The following is a 14,846-nucleotide window of genomic DNA, read 5'->3' on the forward strand; positions in this document are numbered from 1 at the left end:
CGTTGAGCACTTCTCTCTGCACTTCACCCAGATTTGGAATTATGCAAAATGCTCACCTATGAAGATGTCCTCAAAGATGTTAACGAATACATTCGCTATTATAACAACTACCGCTATACAGAGTGTTTGGGTGGCTTGTCACCTAACGAATACCGACGAGCTGCATAATGAAAAAACCTCAGCTCTGTTAAACCGAGCTGAGGAAAATAAACCAACGATTTTTGTTTTTTACACTGTCTACTTGACAGGGAGCACTTCATTTCCCAACGGCTCTTGTTTATCTATTTTTCAACTTGCTCTGGTCTTTTTACATGCAACGGGGGTGGTACTAACCATCCCTTTTCTTTACTCATCTCAAGAATTTTTAAACCTAATGCCGCTTTCGTCAAATGATATTTGCCAAACAATGCTCCAATGTCTTCCCGAATTGATTTCCCCATTATCTGGCTGCATGCTACCATGCTGGCCGCAGTGTCAGCTGCAATCAAAGGCGTAATTTCTTGATCCGCAAATCTTGCGCCAACGGGGATCTCTTCAAGTTTAGCTTCCGGTCTTTCCGGGAGATTCGGAATAGCAGCTATTCCATTGTTAATTAAAATCTGATCGCATTCTTTGGCTTCCAGTTCCGCTTGATTAATCAAATCATCTAATATATTTTTTAAATCCTTGTCCCCGGCGTGATAGTGGTAAGCTTGATAAACGGAAATGCATCCTTTCGCTTTCACCGAGAATGCCCATACATCAAAGGCTTCCCCATAGTGAAGGGGTTCATCTTTAGGATTGCCGCTTAAAACACCCATTTTTAACATCTCCTCGTCATTTGTAAGCCGATTGTTAGGCGGCGGTATTTGCAGCCGCCGTTCCGGTCGATGTTAAGGTTGCCTTTATAAGGGGCTTTTATCCACATAAGTTTTTACCAGCTAACTCGCCCCATCATGTAGTAGGTAAAGTGATTTAAGCATTTTATGTATAAAGAGCCGTGGGATGCTTTCCCAACGGCTCTTTGGGGTTCCAGAATCTGTTCAGCAACAGATTCACTTTAGGCAGATTTAGCGAGCTTTTTACACTCATTAGCGCAGCTATGACACATCTTTCCACACATTTGGGATTCCTTGTCGTGGTGCTTTATGCATTCATTCCCGCATACTTCACAGACATATGCACATAGGTCACAAATGTATTTTGTGAACGTACTTTCGCGCGCAACATATTTCGCTGCTAACGTACATATCGCAGCACAATCAGATAACAACTTAATTTGTTTTCCTCTTGCCTGGACATCGGGATAATCCAGTAGTAAAGTACACATCCGTTCACACATCGCTGCACATTCCTGTAACGTCTCCAACACGTCTGGAAACTCCATCATATGGGACTCATGATCTCTATACACTCGTCAAAACACTCCCTAATTAAGTAGTCCTTGACAATGTATGCATGGGTATATGTCCCGGGTACATAAAAAACCACACCAGCTATAGAAACTGATGTGGCTCCCACTGCAAGGAAAGTTACCGTCGATATCCTTTTATCATGTCTTTAATTTTCAAATTATAACCATAAAAAAAAGACCACCCGTTAGAGTGGCCTTTGGGAAGGAAAACAGTGAGCAATTAATATTATTATCCCCAATCACTAATGTATTAAACAGTTAAATATATAAAAAATAATCCTGCTACTTTAAGCAGGATCAAGGCTGAAACATCGATGGAAAGGCGAAGGACCCGCTAACAGCATATGCATGCTTTAATTGATTTGTTAGAGTGTTTAAACAATGATCCAAACTTTTAAAAAGAATTTATATAATAGAGGAGGATGATGATTTTAATATATTCATCTTCTTTCGAATTGTTACAGTCGGATGCTGACCAATTTCTCTTTTCCATTCCAGTTCACTTTTGCGCCTGCTGCTTCCGCAACGGCCCGCACCGGAGCATATGAACTACCATTGATCATTTGGCAATCTGGCACCTTTTTCCCGTCCACAGACGCGGTTTTTCCGTCCCATCCAATTTTAGCGCCGAGTGCTCCCCCGACCCACCCGAACGGGGGCGAATACATATCCGTTTATAAGCGGCCCATCGGCAACTTTCTCCCCATTCACCTCTATTGATGCCGTTTCTCCTGATGGTTTCGATGCTGGCGTGTCTGCCTTAATTCCTTGCAGTTTCCTCAACTCGTCTCCGAGCCGCTGGCCGTAAGAGGATGAAGGAGCCCATTTCGCGCCAAGCGCCTCAAGTGTCTTTGCTGTGCCTTTCAGATATGGAAAATGCCTCGGGTCCGGTGTATCTGCTTTTGGGTATCCAACTGCACCGGCATACAACGCCAAATGGTCCAGATGAGCAGTTATGCCATTGGTCCAGTCCTTGAAACGTTTATGCGCCGATGCCTGGTAATCGCCGCCCCCAGCAGTGATTTTTAACCCACATGGATTGTGGTAAGATGCATCGATGCCAGCAGCACTTCGTCCGTCTCTATATATATATCCGGTTTCATGACCGGCTTGAACATATGCGACGGCTGGATCAACACCGCGCTCTGCTGCAACCTGCCAATATAGATCGGCAAGAGCGACAAATTCTTGAGGGGCGTTCTTGGCCCGCGCCCACTCCTTGGCTTGCCCAACAGTCGCTGATGCTGGCCCCAATATTTTCACCGCGCCGTTCGCCGGTGGCTTAGGCTGCTGCTTCGGTTTGAGCCCCAAGAACTTAGCTACCCCGACCACGTGGCCGGAGATAATAGCTTCTATCACCTCTGGCCGCTTTAACTTGGTGGCATCACCGGGAACGTCTACAAATAGATTCTCGGTCAGAACAGCCGGCATCTTCGTTTCACGACACATGTGGAGATCCTTTTTCTTCTGGCCCCTGTCGCGGATTTCGAATGGTTTCAGACGTGCCATGACTTCATTGTGCAACACGTTCTGGAGCGATGCTGTTGCTGCGTCTTTGGTGCCGCTGTACGTGTATGATTCAAAACCGCCAGCGTTGCAGTGGATACTGATCAGGAAGTCAGCACCTGCAGCATTAGCCTTGTTGGTCCGCTCGCTGAGCGTGAGATAAATATCAGTAGAACGGGAAAGATCGCATTTCACCCCGTCGTAGTCGCGTTCCAGTCGCTTTACAGTCTCTGTTGCAACTCGAAGCGCGATATCCTTTTCCTTTACGCCGTTTCCTACGGCTCCTGAGTCACGCCCTCCGTGACCTGCATCGATCCATACCTTTTTCATTGCTTATCGTCCCCTTTCTCTTCTCCGCTTTTTCCTTTCAGCACTTCAATAGCCTGCTTAAGTATTTTTGGGACAGGCACGCCCATCCGTCCCCCGTTTTCAATAATCGAGAGCAGCTCGTTCGCAATGTAGAAGAAGATAGTCGCATCCCGCAACAGATGCTGATCACCTAATACCGTATCAATCTGGTACGCAATCGCGACAATCAGGAAAATAAACACCTTGCGCGCAATACCGATAAGGCCCACGCTGCTACGCAACTTGCCCTCCGTTCCTGCGGCCATCACTCCAGTGGCGAAGTCGACAATCACAATAATAAGCAGCACCTGGATCAGCACCGGCCAACCGCCGAATAAAAATGCTGCCAATCCACCACTGGCTGCAGCTCCTGAATTCAACACCGTTTCAAGTCTTTCCATGTAGGTAATCCCCCTTTAAATTAAATAGCCCCCGGCATTGTCCGAGGGCATAATAAAAGCGCCATCCGATTTACGGGGCGCTTACTTTGCTTTATATTTATCGCCTGTTATGACATGGTACTGCTCTGGCGTAATCTTGCCAGACTCGCAAAACTTGCCGACGTAAAGCGGCTCTTCCGGTTCGATTTTGTAAATCCCCATGTCATAGTAGCGTTTGATCGTTGCGAACCAATTCATGTTACAGCACTCCTTTTTCGGCTAATTGGAATAGTAATGATGCGTGGTCTTGCGTTAGTTGCTGGTTTGACATTTCTAAACTTGCCACTTGTAAAATGAGTGCGGCGTTTTCCTGTTGCAGCTTTTCATTGTCTACACGAAGTCTCGCAACTGTCGCAGTCTGACGGATGGCTGAATAAGACGTCGCTATTCTATATGGTTCTTCGTCCTGTTCGTCCTCTGAATCCCTCAGTTCGATCACAACAATAAAATAATTGAGCTCATCGCCCGCTGTAAAATCGTGTATTTTTACAACCTCAAAAGCTGGATTGGTGTTTTCGATTGGATCTTCACAAATCTCGATAGCTTCACCTTTGAGATTTATTAACGCATATGACATACATACACCCCCTTAAGATAGTAATGCTATACTTAGAACTGTCCAATCTGCACCTTTTTTCGTACCCAAATTCCGGACATCCATGCCTACAAAATATTTGCCTGTTAGGTTCACAGTATCTACAGTTATATAAAAGGATTGTTGTATACCTAAGAATACCTCCTCCGCATAAAATTTGTCATACAATACTCGACTATCATTCGTATACTGCTGTGCAACACCTACGGTTACAAGCATTCCATTCGACCCGTCTTTGAAATCACATCGGATGTGGAGCACGAGTTGCTTTGCACCTGTCAAATCTACCGATTTCTGCCCCATCATACTTGCGCGTGATGGCTCGTTGTCGTTGACAGCCTTCAGCTGCAGCCTCCCTGATTCCGGGTCAATTTTTGCTATGCATGTGTGGCTGACGTATCGCGTTGCTAGAGCAATGGAGTTCAGCACCGGCTGTTGCGGATGCATTATATACTTGTCATGGAATAAAAAGCCATGTTTAGGTCCAGTTGCAATTGCTCTAACTTTGCTAGCTAATACTGCCCACGAGTCATTGATGGACGCTTGGCCTCCCATGGAAATAATGGCGTCCACCATGCCTTATTTGGCATTATTTCCAGACGTTTTTAGCTGGTCAATCTCTGAGAGAACATTCCTGCCTTGAACTGTTAGGATATTGCCAACAACCAAATTGCCGCTCACGGTCCCACCTGTGCGCGGCAAACTTGCATTCTTTGCATTCGTTTCGGCTTGGTTCGCCTTCGCCTGAGCACCTTCTGGTGTCTCTTTCGCGTTCCATGCGTCACGCTCTGCAGTAGTGGTATGTTTGGTAGTATCAGCGATATGGCTGGATATACTCTCCATTGTGTGCTCTTGTTGGGTTTGCAAATTCCCTATTACTACTTTATCTTGTGGACTCATCAAGCCCCCGGACGTTGAAGAAGCATACGGTATTACATCAGTGCCGCCCGGAAGATGTGTTTCGGCGTGCTTTCCTGGAGTTGCATCACCCGTTGCAGTCACCGTCACCTCTTTTGTTGAAGGATTCGTAGTGACCGTAATCCCTATTCCACCCTTGATTGTGATCGCGTCAGTCTTGTCTGCTGCTAGGATGTCATTGACCTGAGCAAAAGAGTTTTGATTGACCTCGGCCCCTTCCTCGATGCCATCCAGTTTATCGTGCTCTGCAGCCGTGAGGTGCACGATTTTATCCGATTTATGCAAAGTCGAGTTCGTCCTGTACCGCATCGACCTCGGCTTTCCGTGCGATATCGTCGGCAGCCGCTGGCGCCGAAACTTTCGCTCGGCCTGTATCATCTCTTATTCGCCATCCTGTTCAACTCCTTTCAGTAGCCCGTCAATATCAGCTCGCAACATTCGGAGCATACCGACTTGATCCTCTTGTGTCCGGAACGTGTCCAAAATGGCACGGATAGCCAACGTCGTCTCCCGGTATGGATCGGCCAGGTCAACGGAAAGCTCTAAGATTTTTCTTGCTCGCATAGGTAGCCGGTAGCCTCCTTTCTGGGAGCGGGCCGTTATGCTCCGGTCAGAGCATGCCTAGTTTAAAGCCATGCGACAGGGCAAAATAAAAACACCCTCGCCTGAGAGTGTTACTTAACCAGTGATTTATCTTGTTCGCGCGTTCTGTCACGCCGGAGCTGCGGATTCTCGGCTAAATGATGCTTCAGCCTAGCTTCCCACTCTTTTACCTTAGCCCGGTACTTAGCTTGGTTAGTCTCTTCAACCGAACCTGTAAAGAGCCGCTTGTATCGGCGTATCTGACGTTCAATATACCGCTGCCGCTGTTCAGCCTGATAGTTGGCCTTGGCCGTCTCGTCATCCACGGGAGCCGGCAGCTGCGTGATGCCCGGGAAGTACGTCGCCAGAGTATGACGGCAATTCGGGTGAAATGCACCTTCCCGCATCGCCTCGAACAGCAATGTATATCCCGTTTCCTTCGCCAGCTGCTGCGCCTGCTCTTTAGATATGGACGTATACACATCGTCAATCATGACCGTACCCTGGAAGGGTAGACACCACGGCGAGCAGTTATCGTGTGCGGACATGACCACCGTGTACACGCCCCACTCGTCACGCTTCTTACCTTCTCCCAAAAAAGAAGCCCGCTGGCTCGCTGTCCGCAGTGCCATCTACGCATATGCCGTGATGGTGGCCCGGCGGCCGTTCGCGAAGGTGATGCAATCGATACCGTGTTCCAAAAATTCCTTCGTCGCCATGTCGATCGCTTGATTCAGTGACTTAGCGCCAGCAGCCATATGAACCTCTGCCTTGTAGATCACCTGCCGATACACGTCGTCCATCCGCCGGAGCACATCATGCCGCGCCTTCTTCAAGTCGCCTTTCACACTATCCTGGAGTGCCTTCAACTTTTTGTCATTCATGCCGAAAAAGTCAGATTCAGGTGGTGCTTTTGGCAGTTCAGGCTTACCAATTGGAGCGGGTGGCGTCGCTGGCGGTTGAAAGCCCTGCGGGAAACCAATATCTCCAGTCGATACGATGCGTCGCCGGCCAAACGGCTTCAAGAAGAAATTGACGATCCGATTCCATAGTCGCTCGAACCGACTTTCACCCTCCAAGAAACTTTGCAGCAGCACATCGTCGACCAGCTGCTCCGCACCTTCCATGGCTGCTGTGACAATCTTCCGATTGCCCTTGCGGTAAGCAGTTATGCCCGATCGTCCCGGTAGAAGTCCGGCGCCATAGCCTGGCAGAAATAAAAAAACTCGCGGGATGCGAGTTCGATGCGAGCATGTCGTTTGATTGTCTCCAGGTCAACCATCGCGTATCAGCTTCCTGAGCTCATCGGTGGTCAGGTCTTTTATTGGGTTGTTCACGTCCATACTGCCGCTGTGCTGGATATCTTGTTTGTCGCGCCACTTATCCGGGCGGCGGTTCTTCAGCCAGAATATCTGTGCCGTTACGTCCGGTTGCACCTCTTTGGTTACTCGCTTGGTTTCGACCATTACTGTGATGAGTTCGCCTGTCTCTTCATCAATTTGCTTGTCAGCTTCTTTGGTCACCTCATCGTATTTGTAGCCGATTGCTCGCTTGAAGAGTGCATTTTCCACCATCACGTCAACGACTTCCTGCCCCCTTTTTAGGGCCTCCGATAACTCCGAGTGCTTATTCTTATAGTCAAAGAAAGTTGAGTTCGCTACACCTAATTTAGCCGCAATTTGCTCGATTGTTAAACCGTCCCGCGCCCATGCTTCGATAAGCAGGAGCTTGGGCTCCACGTGTGTTTGATATTTGTTTCTCCGCCCTCCTGCCATGGGATCAACTCCTTTCGATCAGCATCTACTCCGTGCTACTTGGCGAGCCGGACGATAATTGACCTGACTACGATATACTTTGACCGTGTGTTGCTTCTCGAACAAGCCCTTAGCGCTACTCTTACTCTTTACCGATATCTTTCTACGCAACAGCGCACTCAGTGCTGGTCGCTCAAATAACCACTTTTTAAAAGACTGCCATATGCGCGTTATATACTCAGCGATGCCTTGCGCAACTTCACAAAACAATTCATAGGCTCTCTGACACTTTTCGTCCATTGTTAACAGCTCCTTTAGTACAAAACAAAAAGCCGCTGATTTATCAGCGACTCTTTATTTTCAAGCTTTTAATTACATTACAAGGATACTATATGTTTTGATAAGTTTACCGTTATATTCATACGCTCCAACAGTTGCGGTTCCCGTTTTCTTGGCATAAACTTTACCTAGAGAATCAACGGATACAATATCATGACCAGAAATAACAGATAACTTAGGCGCCCAACTCAGATACGAACTTTCTCCCACTCTGAGTAAAACAAAAGAACTTGCCGTAGATGCATTATTGATTTGCGGATTGTTGCTACCGACGCGTTCAGCTGCAAAGCCTGTTGTTGGAGCCAAGATACCTGCCAGCAGTGTTGCCGTTGCACCTAATACAATTAGTCCTTTTTTCATTGTAATAACCTCCACAATTTGTATATTTTGTTCTGCAAGGTCATCGTAATCTATAATTTTACATTTAACAACGGATTTAGGACAACTGTAAGGTTAATGTAAGAATGCTACTAAATAAAAGTACTGCCCCCGAAGGAGCGGCTATGGAGGATGAATGGTGTTTACTGTACTCTCTCCCAATCCTCTGCAAGCATATCGGTCTGAGAAGCCAGCCACGGAACGATTGTGTCATTTGCAGTCTTCATATAGATAAAATCTTGTGTTCGGTGACTGTCGCGCCATCCACCGCCTTCACACAATCCTAGATACATCCCCTTACCGTTCCATCCTGCACGCGCCACTCTCTTGCGATCTTTAAGCAGTTCAATCGCTTGACCAAAGTTCATTTGCTATCACCATCCTTTTGAAATAAAAAAGCCGCTGATTATTCAGCGGCCATTTAACGTTGCATTCCCTCAAGCATTACTCCCAAACGAATAAACCTTACAAAGACGTAAGACTGATGTCACCTAATTCAATTGCTATCAACACCACCTCCGATTAATCTAGGATAAGCCCAGTCAAACAAGAATGTAGACATAATTTTATGTAGGTGATTTTTATGAAAAAGAAAAAATTCCTCAAGCTCGCTCTAAAATTTGCAGTATCTGCTTGCGCTCTTTTTATTGTTTACATTGCCCTTGTGATAGGCGCAACAGAGTTCGGACCACTAAGTAAATACCATTGGCCACAAACAGTTGAAAAAGCAGAAACTGTAGCAGTAAACTACTTTAAAAGTGAAAAAAATGTTGATGTTGTAATTACCAATACTGGTTTCTCGGGGGAACTGCTTGCCTCCGATGTTTACATTGAAGGTCACATTAAAGGTAATAAACAGAAAACAGTCTCGGCCACTATTGAATCTCGAGATAGCTATAAAGTAAAAAAAGCAATAATAGGTGATTAAACTCCAATACCTTTCACTTGCTAAAGACTTCTCTTCATGAGGAGTCTTTTTCTTTTAATTTAGGTAACAAAAAAGCACCGGTTAGGGTTCTATTTCTCTTCAACCCTTAAGTTATTCCATTCTGTGTTTAACCTTCCGTCTATTACATCACTAGAAAGAATCGTCAGTGTTTTCGGGTTGTTAATTTTGTCTATAAACCCCATACCCGTTTCCCACAAAGATATCTTATTACGAGATGTGAAGCCAATAATGTATCAAAAATTCATCAACTCCATAATTGAAAATGGTTACAGTAGACGAACGGCAGAGCTCGTTCATTCAACATTGCACAACTGCCTGAAAAAGGCTTGTCTGCTCGGGAAGCTGGAGAAGAACCCTTGCGTAGGAGTTGAGTTTAAAGGGTCCAAAAAGAAGGAAGGTATAAAATTTATTGAGTCGAGCGACATTCCCCACTTTCTTCAAGCAGCGCACCAATATGGATATACTTACTGGATGTTCTTCAAGTTACTAATCGAGACAGGCATGCGTAAAGGGGAGGCGGCTGCACTCAAGTGGACCGATATCGATTTCAAGAAGAAGACGATCTCTATAAATGAGACCCTGGACTTCACGGCGAAGAATAAAAGTGAACTGTTCGGGGACACCAAGACGTTTCGCTCTACTCGCGTAATTTCAATGAGTCAGTCTTTGACCAATGATCTGCGTTATCACATGAATTGGCAAAATCAAAACAAGCTTGCCCTAAAAGACGCATACCATCACGATCTTAATCTGGTGCTGTGCCGAGAAGACGGTAATTTCATGCCAAAATCATCACTCTTTAATGCCTTCTCAAGGATTTTAAAACGTGCAGGACTACCGTCCTTACCAATCCATTCACTTCGTCACACCCACGCCGTCATTCTCCTTGAGAGCGGAGCAGATATGAAATATGTCCAGGAGCGACTCGGTCATGGAAGTATTCAAATTACATCGGACGTATACGCCCACATCTCAAAAAAACTTGAAGCGGATAATATGCAGAAATATGAAGAAAGCATACAAAACATTTTTCGCTTATAATTTTTTTGGGGGGCGTTTGGGGGACATCTCTCCCCACGCCACTAAAATCCTCTCCGTGCCCCCACAAAATAAAAACCCTCACGCCTAGAGGCGCAAGGGTTTGGAAGATTAATATAAGGTCATATACTGATCGCGTTCCCATTGATGGACTTGTGTGCGGTACATATCCCACTCGATTTCTTTAAGTTCCAAGAAATGCTGCAGTGCATGTTCGCCTAGCGCATCGCAGATCGTCTCATCGCGCAGCAGCGCTTCCAACGCCTCTTTCAAGCTGGCCGGCAAGCTTGGAATGCCTTCCGCGATTCGCTCATCCTCAGTCATGACATAAATGTTGCGGTCCGTCGGAGCCGGCAGATCACTTTTCTTCTTAATGCCTTCGAGACCGGCTTTAAGAATTGCCGCTAACGCCAAATACGGGTTCGCTGACGGGTCAGGATTGCGGACTTCAACCCGCGTGCTCAACCCGCGGGAAGCCGGAATGCGCACCATCGGACTGCGGTTGCTGGCAGACCACGCAACATAGCATGGTGCTTCATAGCCAGGCACAAGACGCTTATAAGAGTTAACCGTTGGATTCGTAATCGCAGCAAAGCCGCGTGCATGCTTCAATACTCCAGCCATGAACTGGCGCGCTTCTTTACTTAGGCCGAGCTTATCAGACTCGTCGTAGAACGCATTCGTTCTGCCTTGGAATAGAGAAATATTGCAGTGCATACCCGAACCGTTAACACCGAACAACGGCTTCGCCATAAATGTCGCATGCAAGCCATGCTGACGCGCTATGGTCTTAACGACTAGCTTAAACGTTTGGATTTGATCGGCTGCTCTAATCGCATCCGCATATTTAAAGTCAATTTCATGTTGTCCCGGCGCCACTTCGTGGTGGGATGCTTCAATTTCGAAGCCCATCTCTTCCAGCTTCAAGACGATCTCGCGGCGACAGTTCTCGCCCAGATCGGTTGGCGCCAAATCGAAATAACCGCCTTGGTCGTTTAACTCCATCGTCGGATTGCCTTTATCATCCGTTTTAAACAAGAAGAACTCTGGTTCTGGTCCGACGTTCATGGCAGTGAAGCCCATTTCCTCCGCTTCTTTCAACGCACGTTTCAAAATACCGCGCGGACAGCCAGCAAAAGGTGTTCCATCCGTAGTGTACACATCGCAGATGAGGCGTGCGACACGATCTTCCGTTACCCATGGGAATACGACCCAAGTGTCCAAATCCGGCACGAGATACATATCCGATTCTTCAATACGGACATAGCCTTCAATGGAAGAGCCGTCGAACATCATTTTATTATCCAGCGCCTTAGGCAATTGGCTTACCGGAATTTCGACGTTCTTAATTGTTCCGAGCAAATCCGTAAATTGAAGACGGATAAATCGGACGTTCTGTTCTTTCGCAATTCGTGTAATATCATCTTTGGTGTAGCCCACAGGGTAACATCTCCTTCTTGTTAACCTAGTATAGATTGGATTATTTCGTAAAGAAACGAGACAGTTCACCTTGAATTAGCGATACTTGACCCGGTCTTTTCCCAGTCATTAATTGCTGCTTCAGCATGCGGTGCAGTTGGATATCCGACAGTTCTTTGCGCTTGCTTTCCGAATCGGCACTCAGCACTGTCGCCTCCTCCGATTCTTTGGAGACCGGATTCAACACTTGCTTGATTCCAGCAATGTTCACGCCCTTTTCAATGAGCGCTTTAATTTCAAGCAGACGTTCCACATCATTAAACGAGAAAAGACGCTGATTTCCAGATGTACGAGCAGGCATAATTAGTTCATGCTGTTCATAATAGCGAATTTGGCGTGCTGTCAAATCCGTTAACTTCATCACGATGCCGATTGGAAACAAAGCCATATTTCTGCGAATTTCATCTCCCACCGTTCATCAACCTTCCTCTTTTATGCCGTTCTTTTCTTCATTTTATCCTCCGCACATAAACATGTCAACAGATGTCAGGAAAACTCACAAAAATATTTTATAGCTGCAGCAGACCTCTATCTATCATCGTTTGTAACGCCGTTATCGCACCTAACTTCGCATGCGCATAGGTTAACCCACCCTGCATATATGCTGTGTAAGGTTTGCGTATAGGTGCGTCAGCAGACAACTCCAGACTGCCCCCTTGAATGAACGTGCCAGCCGCCATAATGACCGGATGCTCATATCCAGGCATATCCCATGGCTCAGGAACGACATGGGCATCTACTGCCGAAGCCTTCTGAACCCCTTGCACGAACGCGATTAAATGCTCGGCGGAGTGGAATCGAATCGCTTGAATCAGATCCGTTCGGGGGCTGCTCCAATGCGGAGACGTTTCGAAGCTAAGCTCTTCGAACAGGGCCGCGGCGAAGACACTGCCGCGCACGGCTTGTCCAACGATGCTCGGCGCCAGGAACAGTCCTTGATACATCGAACGCGTCATCCCCAACATCGCTCCGACTTCGCCCCCGATGCCAGGAGCAGTGAGGCGGGAGGCAGCGGCCTCTACATATTGGCGTTTGCCTGCAATATAGCCGCCTGTTTCCGCAATGCCGCCTCCCGGATTTTTAATTAAAGAGCCTGCCATAATATCCACACCGACTTCTGTCGGCTCGTGCAGCTCCGTAAATTCTCCATAGCAGTTATCGACAAAGACGATTACATCCGGCTTGATCTCCTTAACTTGACGCACCATTTCAGCAATTTGCTCCACAGCGAAGGAGGCCCGCCATCCGTAACCGCGCGAACGTTGAATGCCTACCACCTTCGTTTGCTCCGAAATGGAGGAGCGCACGGCATCCCAATCGATTTCATCCGCATCCGTCAGTTCAACTTCATTGTATAGAACGCCCCAATCGCGGAGCGATCCTTTGCCATCGCCGGTCTGCCCGATTACTTTATGTAACGTGTCGTAGGGCGTGCCTGTAATATAGAGCAATTCATCGCCTGGGCGCAGCACCGCGAACAGAGCAGTACCAATCGTATGTGTTCCGGATACGAAGTGCGGCCGCACGAGAGCCGCTTCCGCGCCAAACACCGCAGCGTATACTTCATCCAACACTTCACGACCGCGATCATTGTACCCGTAACCTGTAGATCCCGCAAAGTGATAATCGCTGACGCGATGTTCCTGAAACGCTTGAATCACTTTCCATTGATTGCGCTCCGCAATATGTTCAATGCTGCGTACTTGCGCCACGATTTTTTCTTCCACTTTCTCGTCAAGCTGCATTAACTCAGTTGTAAATTGCATCATGTTCATTCCCCTTATATGTGTGAAAGCACTGATGTGCCATCCTTATATTTCCCTATAGCTGTCCAGCTTGTAACCATGCAGTTCCGCTTGCGATTTGTCCAGACGAACCTGCATGACCACATCATCATTGTCTACATTCTGCTCCAGTACCTCTCCCATTCGATAGGCCAGAGCAATCATGTCACCGCGGTCTGCCGGAATCCGATACGTAACCGTCTGTCCGACGAGCTGCTTCTGTACAGCTTGCCGAATCCGCTCCAGATCAGCCTCGTCATAAGCGCTAATCGTGAAGTGATTGCCGTTCTGTGGAAGAAGCTGACGCTGCTCTTCCGTGCACAGATCTTTCTTGTTATAAAGGACAATCTCGTTCTTGGCGCCCGCTCCAAGCTGCTGCAAAATATCCTCGACAACATTCATTTGATCCTCGCGCATCGGTGACGAGGCATCCACGACATGCAAGATCAGATCCGCTTCGTTCACTTCCTCCAATGTCGCCCGAAAAGCCGCAACGAGGTCATGCGGAAGGTTCTGAATGAAGCCGACCGTATCCGTCAGCACGACTTCCTGGCCATTCGGAAGCTCCCATTGCCGTGAAGTCGGATCCAACGTCGCGAACAATTGATTCTCCACCAACACATCAGCCAGCGCAAGCTGACGCAGCAAGGTCGACTTGCCAGCATTCGTATAACCGACCAGCGCCACCTGAATGACTCCGCTTTTTTTACGGCGTTCACGATGCAGGTTGCGGTGTCGAACCACTTCGTCCAACTGACGCTTCAAGTCAGTTATGCGGTTGCGAATGTGTCTGCGGTCAGTCTCCAGCTTCGTCTCCCCTGGACCTCGAGTCCCGATCCCCCCGCCGAGCCGGGATAGATTTTTGCCGTGCCCGGACAGGCGCGGCAGCAGGTAGGACAATTGCGCCAGCTCCACCTGAATAATCCCTTCTCTCGTCTTTGCGCGTTGTGCGAAAATATCGAGGATGAGCTGGGTCCGATCGACGATCTTTACATCAAGCGATTCCTCCAGATTGCGGACCTGGGCCCCAGACAGCTCCTGATCGAAGATGGCCGTTGTTGCCCCCAGCTCTTCGATGACCGCTTTCAGTTCTTGGACCTTCCCTTTTCCGATAAACCATTTCGAATCTTTCGTATCCCGCTGCTGCGTCATCGTCGTCAGTACCTCGACACCTGCCGTTTCGGCCAGCTGCATCAATTCTTCCAACGAATATTGCGGATCAATTCCGCTCCGCTTCACTTCATCGGTTATTAACGTGACCAGCACCGCACGGTCCTGTATATTTTGATTGGTCTCATAGTTCATTTTTCGCATGCAATCGAAATCTCCTTCAATTTCATGTT

General features: G+C 47.5%; 18 protein-coding genes and 2 pseudogenes. 3 read left to right on the forward strand and 17 right to left on the reverse strand.

Translation table 11 applies throughout. The annotated features are described in order from the left end of the window. Positions 1-48: 48 nt before the first annotated feature. The gene (locus LQV63_RS32020; protein ID WP_407672903.1) at positions 49-168 is read left to right on the forward strand and encodes an IS3 family transposase; all 120 of its coding nucleotides are present in this window, start codon (positions 49-51) and stop codon (positions 166-168) included. 113 nt (positions 169-281) lie between these two features. Here LQV63_RS32020 and LQV63_RS08735 read toward each other — a convergent pair whose 3' ends face one another. The 13 genes and pseudogenes from LQV63_RS08735 to LQV63_RS08795 all read right to left on the reverse strand — a co-directional run bounded on the left by LQV63_RS08735 (position 282) and on the right by LQV63_RS08795 (position 8,621). Next, positions 282-800: a DUF3231 family protein gene (locus LQV63_RS08735; RefSeq protein ID WP_233696417.1), complete on the reverse strand. Its 519-nt coding sequence runs from the start codon at positions 798-800 to the stop codon at positions 282-284. Positions 801-1,851: 1,051 nt separating this feature from the next. Then, positions 1,852-2,061: a copper amine oxidase N-terminal domain-containing protein gene (locus tag LQV63_RS31745; RefSeq protein WP_325175866.1), complete on the reverse strand. Its 210-nt coding sequence runs from the start codon at positions 2,059-2,061 to the stop codon at positions 1,852-1,854. After that, complete coding sequence (locus LQV63_RS08745) at positions 2,015-3,229, reverse strand: N-acetylmuramoyl-L-alanine amidase family protein (protein WP_233696419.1); 1,215 nt, start codon at positions 3,227-3,229, stop codon at positions 2,015-2,017. Before LQV63_RS08745 ends, LQV63_RS31745 begins: the two co-directional genes overlap by 47 nt. Further along, entirely contained in the window at positions 3,226-3,648 is a 423-nt protein-coding gene (locus tag LQV63_RS08750; protein WP_233696420.1) for a phage holin family protein, read from the reverse strand. Before LQV63_RS08750 ends, LQV63_RS08745 begins: the two co-directional genes overlap by 4 nt. Before the next feature lie 81 nt (positions 3,649-3,729). Next, positions 3,730-3,885 carry an XkdX family protein gene (locus LQV63_RS08755; RefSeq protein WP_233696421.1) on the reverse strand — a complete coding sequence of 52 codons (156 nt, stop codon included), beginning with the start codon at positions 3,883-3,885 and terminating at the stop codon, positions 3,730-3,732. Between the two features lies 1 nt (position 3,886). Then, on the reverse strand, positions 3,887-4,264 hold the full coding sequence (locus LQV63_RS08760; protein ID WP_233696422.1) for a hypothetical protein: 378 nt from the start codon (positions 4,262-4,264) through the stop codon (positions 3,887-3,889). A 12-nt stretch (positions 4,265-4,276) separates the two neighbouring features. Then, a complete protein-coding gene (locus LQV63_RS08765; protein WP_233696423.1) occupies positions 4,277-4,837 on the reverse strand; it encodes a hypothetical protein in 561 nt (186 codons plus the stop codon). Between the two features lie 24 nt (positions 4,838-4,861). Further along, complete coding sequence (locus LQV63_RS08770) at positions 4,862-5,485, reverse strand: hypothetical protein (RefSeq protein WP_233696424.1); 624 nt, start codon at positions 5,483-5,485, stop codon at positions 4,862-4,864. Between the two features lie 96 nt (positions 5,486-5,581). Next, the gene (locus tag LQV63_RS08775; RefSeq protein ID WP_233696425.1) at positions 5,582-5,764 is read right to left on the reverse strand and encodes a hypothetical protein; all 183 of its coding nucleotides are present in this window, start codon (positions 5,762-5,764) and stop codon (positions 5,582-5,584) included. 110 nt (positions 5,765-5,874) lie between these two features. Beyond that, positions 5,875-6,909: pseudogene (locus LQV63_RS08780) on the reverse strand (phage minor capsid protein). 147 nt (positions 6,910-7,056) lie between these two features. Then, positions 7,057-7,557, reverse strand: a complete 501-nt coding sequence (locus LQV63_RS08785) for a transposase (RefSeq protein ID WP_233696426.1) — start codon at positions 7,555-7,557, stop codon at positions 7,057-7,059. Positions 7,558-7,908: 351 nt separating this feature from the next. Then, entirely contained in the window at positions 7,909-8,235 is a 327-nt protein-coding gene (locus LQV63_RS08790) for a hypothetical protein (protein WP_233696427.1), read from the reverse strand. Positions 8,236-8,396: 161 nt separating this feature from the next. After that, positions 8,397-8,621, reverse strand: coding sequence for a DUF2829 domain-containing protein (locus LQV63_RS08795; RefSeq protein ID WP_233696428.1), 225 nt, complete (start codon positions 8,619-8,621; stop codon positions 8,397-8,399). Between the two features lie 215 nt (positions 8,622-8,836). On the opposite strand from LQV63_RS08795, the gene LQV63_RS08800 reads away from it, so the two are divergent. Then, positions 8,837-9,181, forward strand: coding sequence for a hypothetical protein (locus tag LQV63_RS08800; protein WP_233696429.1), 345 nt, complete (start codon positions 8,837-8,839; stop codon positions 9,179-9,181). A 216-nt stretch (positions 9,182-9,397) separates the two neighbouring features. Continuing rightward, positions 9,398-10,243: pseudogene (locus LQV63_RS08805) on the forward strand (site-specific integrase); the annotation flags it as partial. 108 nt (positions 10,244-10,351) lie between these two features. Here LQV63_RS08805 and glnA read toward each other — a convergent pair. The 4 genes from glnA to hflX all read right to left on the reverse strand — a co-directional run bounded on the left by glnA (position 10,352) and on the right by hflX (position 14,817). Further along, positions 10,352-11,680, reverse strand: a complete 1,329-nt coding sequence (gene glnA, locus LQV63_RS08810; RefSeq protein ID WP_233696430.1) for a type I glutamate--ammonia ligase — start codon at positions 11,678-11,680, stop codon at positions 10,352-10,354. A 40-nt stretch (positions 11,681-11,720) separates the two neighbouring features. Further along, on the reverse strand, positions 11,721-12,131 hold the full coding sequence (locus LQV63_RS08815; protein WP_019420433.1) for a MerR family transcriptional regulator: 411 nt from the start codon (positions 12,129-12,131) through the stop codon (positions 11,721-11,723). Between the two features lie 97 nt (positions 12,132-12,228). Continuing rightward, positions 12,229-13,488 (reverse strand): methionine gamma-lyase family protein, encoded by a 1,260-nt coding sequence (locus LQV63_RS08820; protein WP_233696431.1) that lies wholly within the window; start codon positions 13,486-13,488, stop codon positions 12,229-12,231. Between the two features lie 42 nt (positions 13,489-13,530). Beyond that, the gene (hflX, locus tag LQV63_RS08825; protein WP_233696432.1) at positions 13,531-14,817 is read right to left on the reverse strand and encodes a GTPase HflX; all 1,287 of its coding nucleotides are present in this window, start codon (positions 14,815-14,817) and stop codon (positions 13,531-13,533) included. Positions 14,818-14,846 lie beyond the last annotated feature (29 nt).

Origin of the sequence: Paenibacillus profundus (assembly GCF_021369635.1) — a bacterium.
In the GTDB taxonomy this organism is placed as follows: Bacteria; Bacillota; Bacilli; order Paenibacillales; family Paenibacillaceae; genus Paenibacillus_B; species Paenibacillus_B profundus.

Coding starts and splice junctions, on each gene's coding strand:
- hflX (WP_233696432.1), bottom strand. CDS start 14,817: ATGCGAAAAATGAACTATGAGACCAATCAAAATATACAGGACCGTGCG.
- LQV63_RS08760 (WP_233696422.1), bottom strand. CDS start 4,264: ATGTCATATGCGTTAATAAATCTCAAAGGTGAAGCTATCGAGATTTGT.
- LQV63_RS08795 (WP_233696428.1), bottom strand. CDS start 8,621: ATGAACTTTGGTCAAGCGATTGAACTGCTTAAAGATCGCAAGAGAGTG.
- LQV63_RS08750 (WP_233696420.1), bottom strand. CDS start 3,648: ATGGAAAGACTTGAAACGGTGTTGAATTCAGGAGCTGCAGCCAGTGGT.
- LQV63_RS08765 (WP_233696423.1), bottom strand. CDS start 4,837: ATGGGAGGCCAAGCGTCCATCAATGACTCGTGGGCAGTATTAGCTAGC.
- LQV63_RS08735 (WP_233696417.1), bottom strand. CDS start 800: ATGGGTGTTTTAAGCGGCAATCCTAAAGATGAACCCCTTCACTATGGG.
- LQV63_RS08785 (WP_233696426.1), bottom strand. CDS start 7,557: ATGGCAGGAGGGCGGAGAAACAAATATCAAACACACGTGGAGCCCAAG.
- LQV63_RS08790 (WP_233696427.1), bottom strand. CDS start 8,235: ATGAAAAAAGGACTAATTGTATTAGGTGCAACGGCAACACTGCTGGCA.
- LQV63_RS31745 (WP_325175866.1), bottom strand. CDS start 2,061: ATGTATTCGCCCCCGTTCGGGTGGGTCGGGGGAGCACTCGGCGCTAAA.
- LQV63_RS08755 (WP_233696421.1), bottom strand. CDS start 3,885: ATGAATTGGTTCGCAACGATCAAACGCTACTATGACATGGGGATTTAC.
- LQV63_RS08820 (WP_233696431.1), bottom strand. CDS start 13,488: ATGATGCAATTTACAACTGAGTTAATGCAGCTTGACGAGAAAGTGGAA.
- LQV63_RS08800 (WP_233696429.1), top strand. CDS start 8,837: ATGAAAAAGAAAAAATTCCTCAAGCTCGCTCTAAAATTTGCAGTATCT.
- LQV63_RS08775 (WP_233696425.1), bottom strand. CDS start 5,764: ATGCGAGCAAGAAAAATCTTAGAGCTTTCCGTTGACCTGGCCGATCCA.
- LQV63_RS32020 (WP_407672903.1), top strand. CDS start 49: ATGCTCACCTATGAAGATGTCCTCAAAGATGTTAACGAATACATTCGC.
- LQV63_RS08745 (WP_233696419.1), bottom strand. CDS start 3,229: ATGAAAAAGGTATGGATCGATGCAGGTCACGGAGGGCGTGACTCAGGA.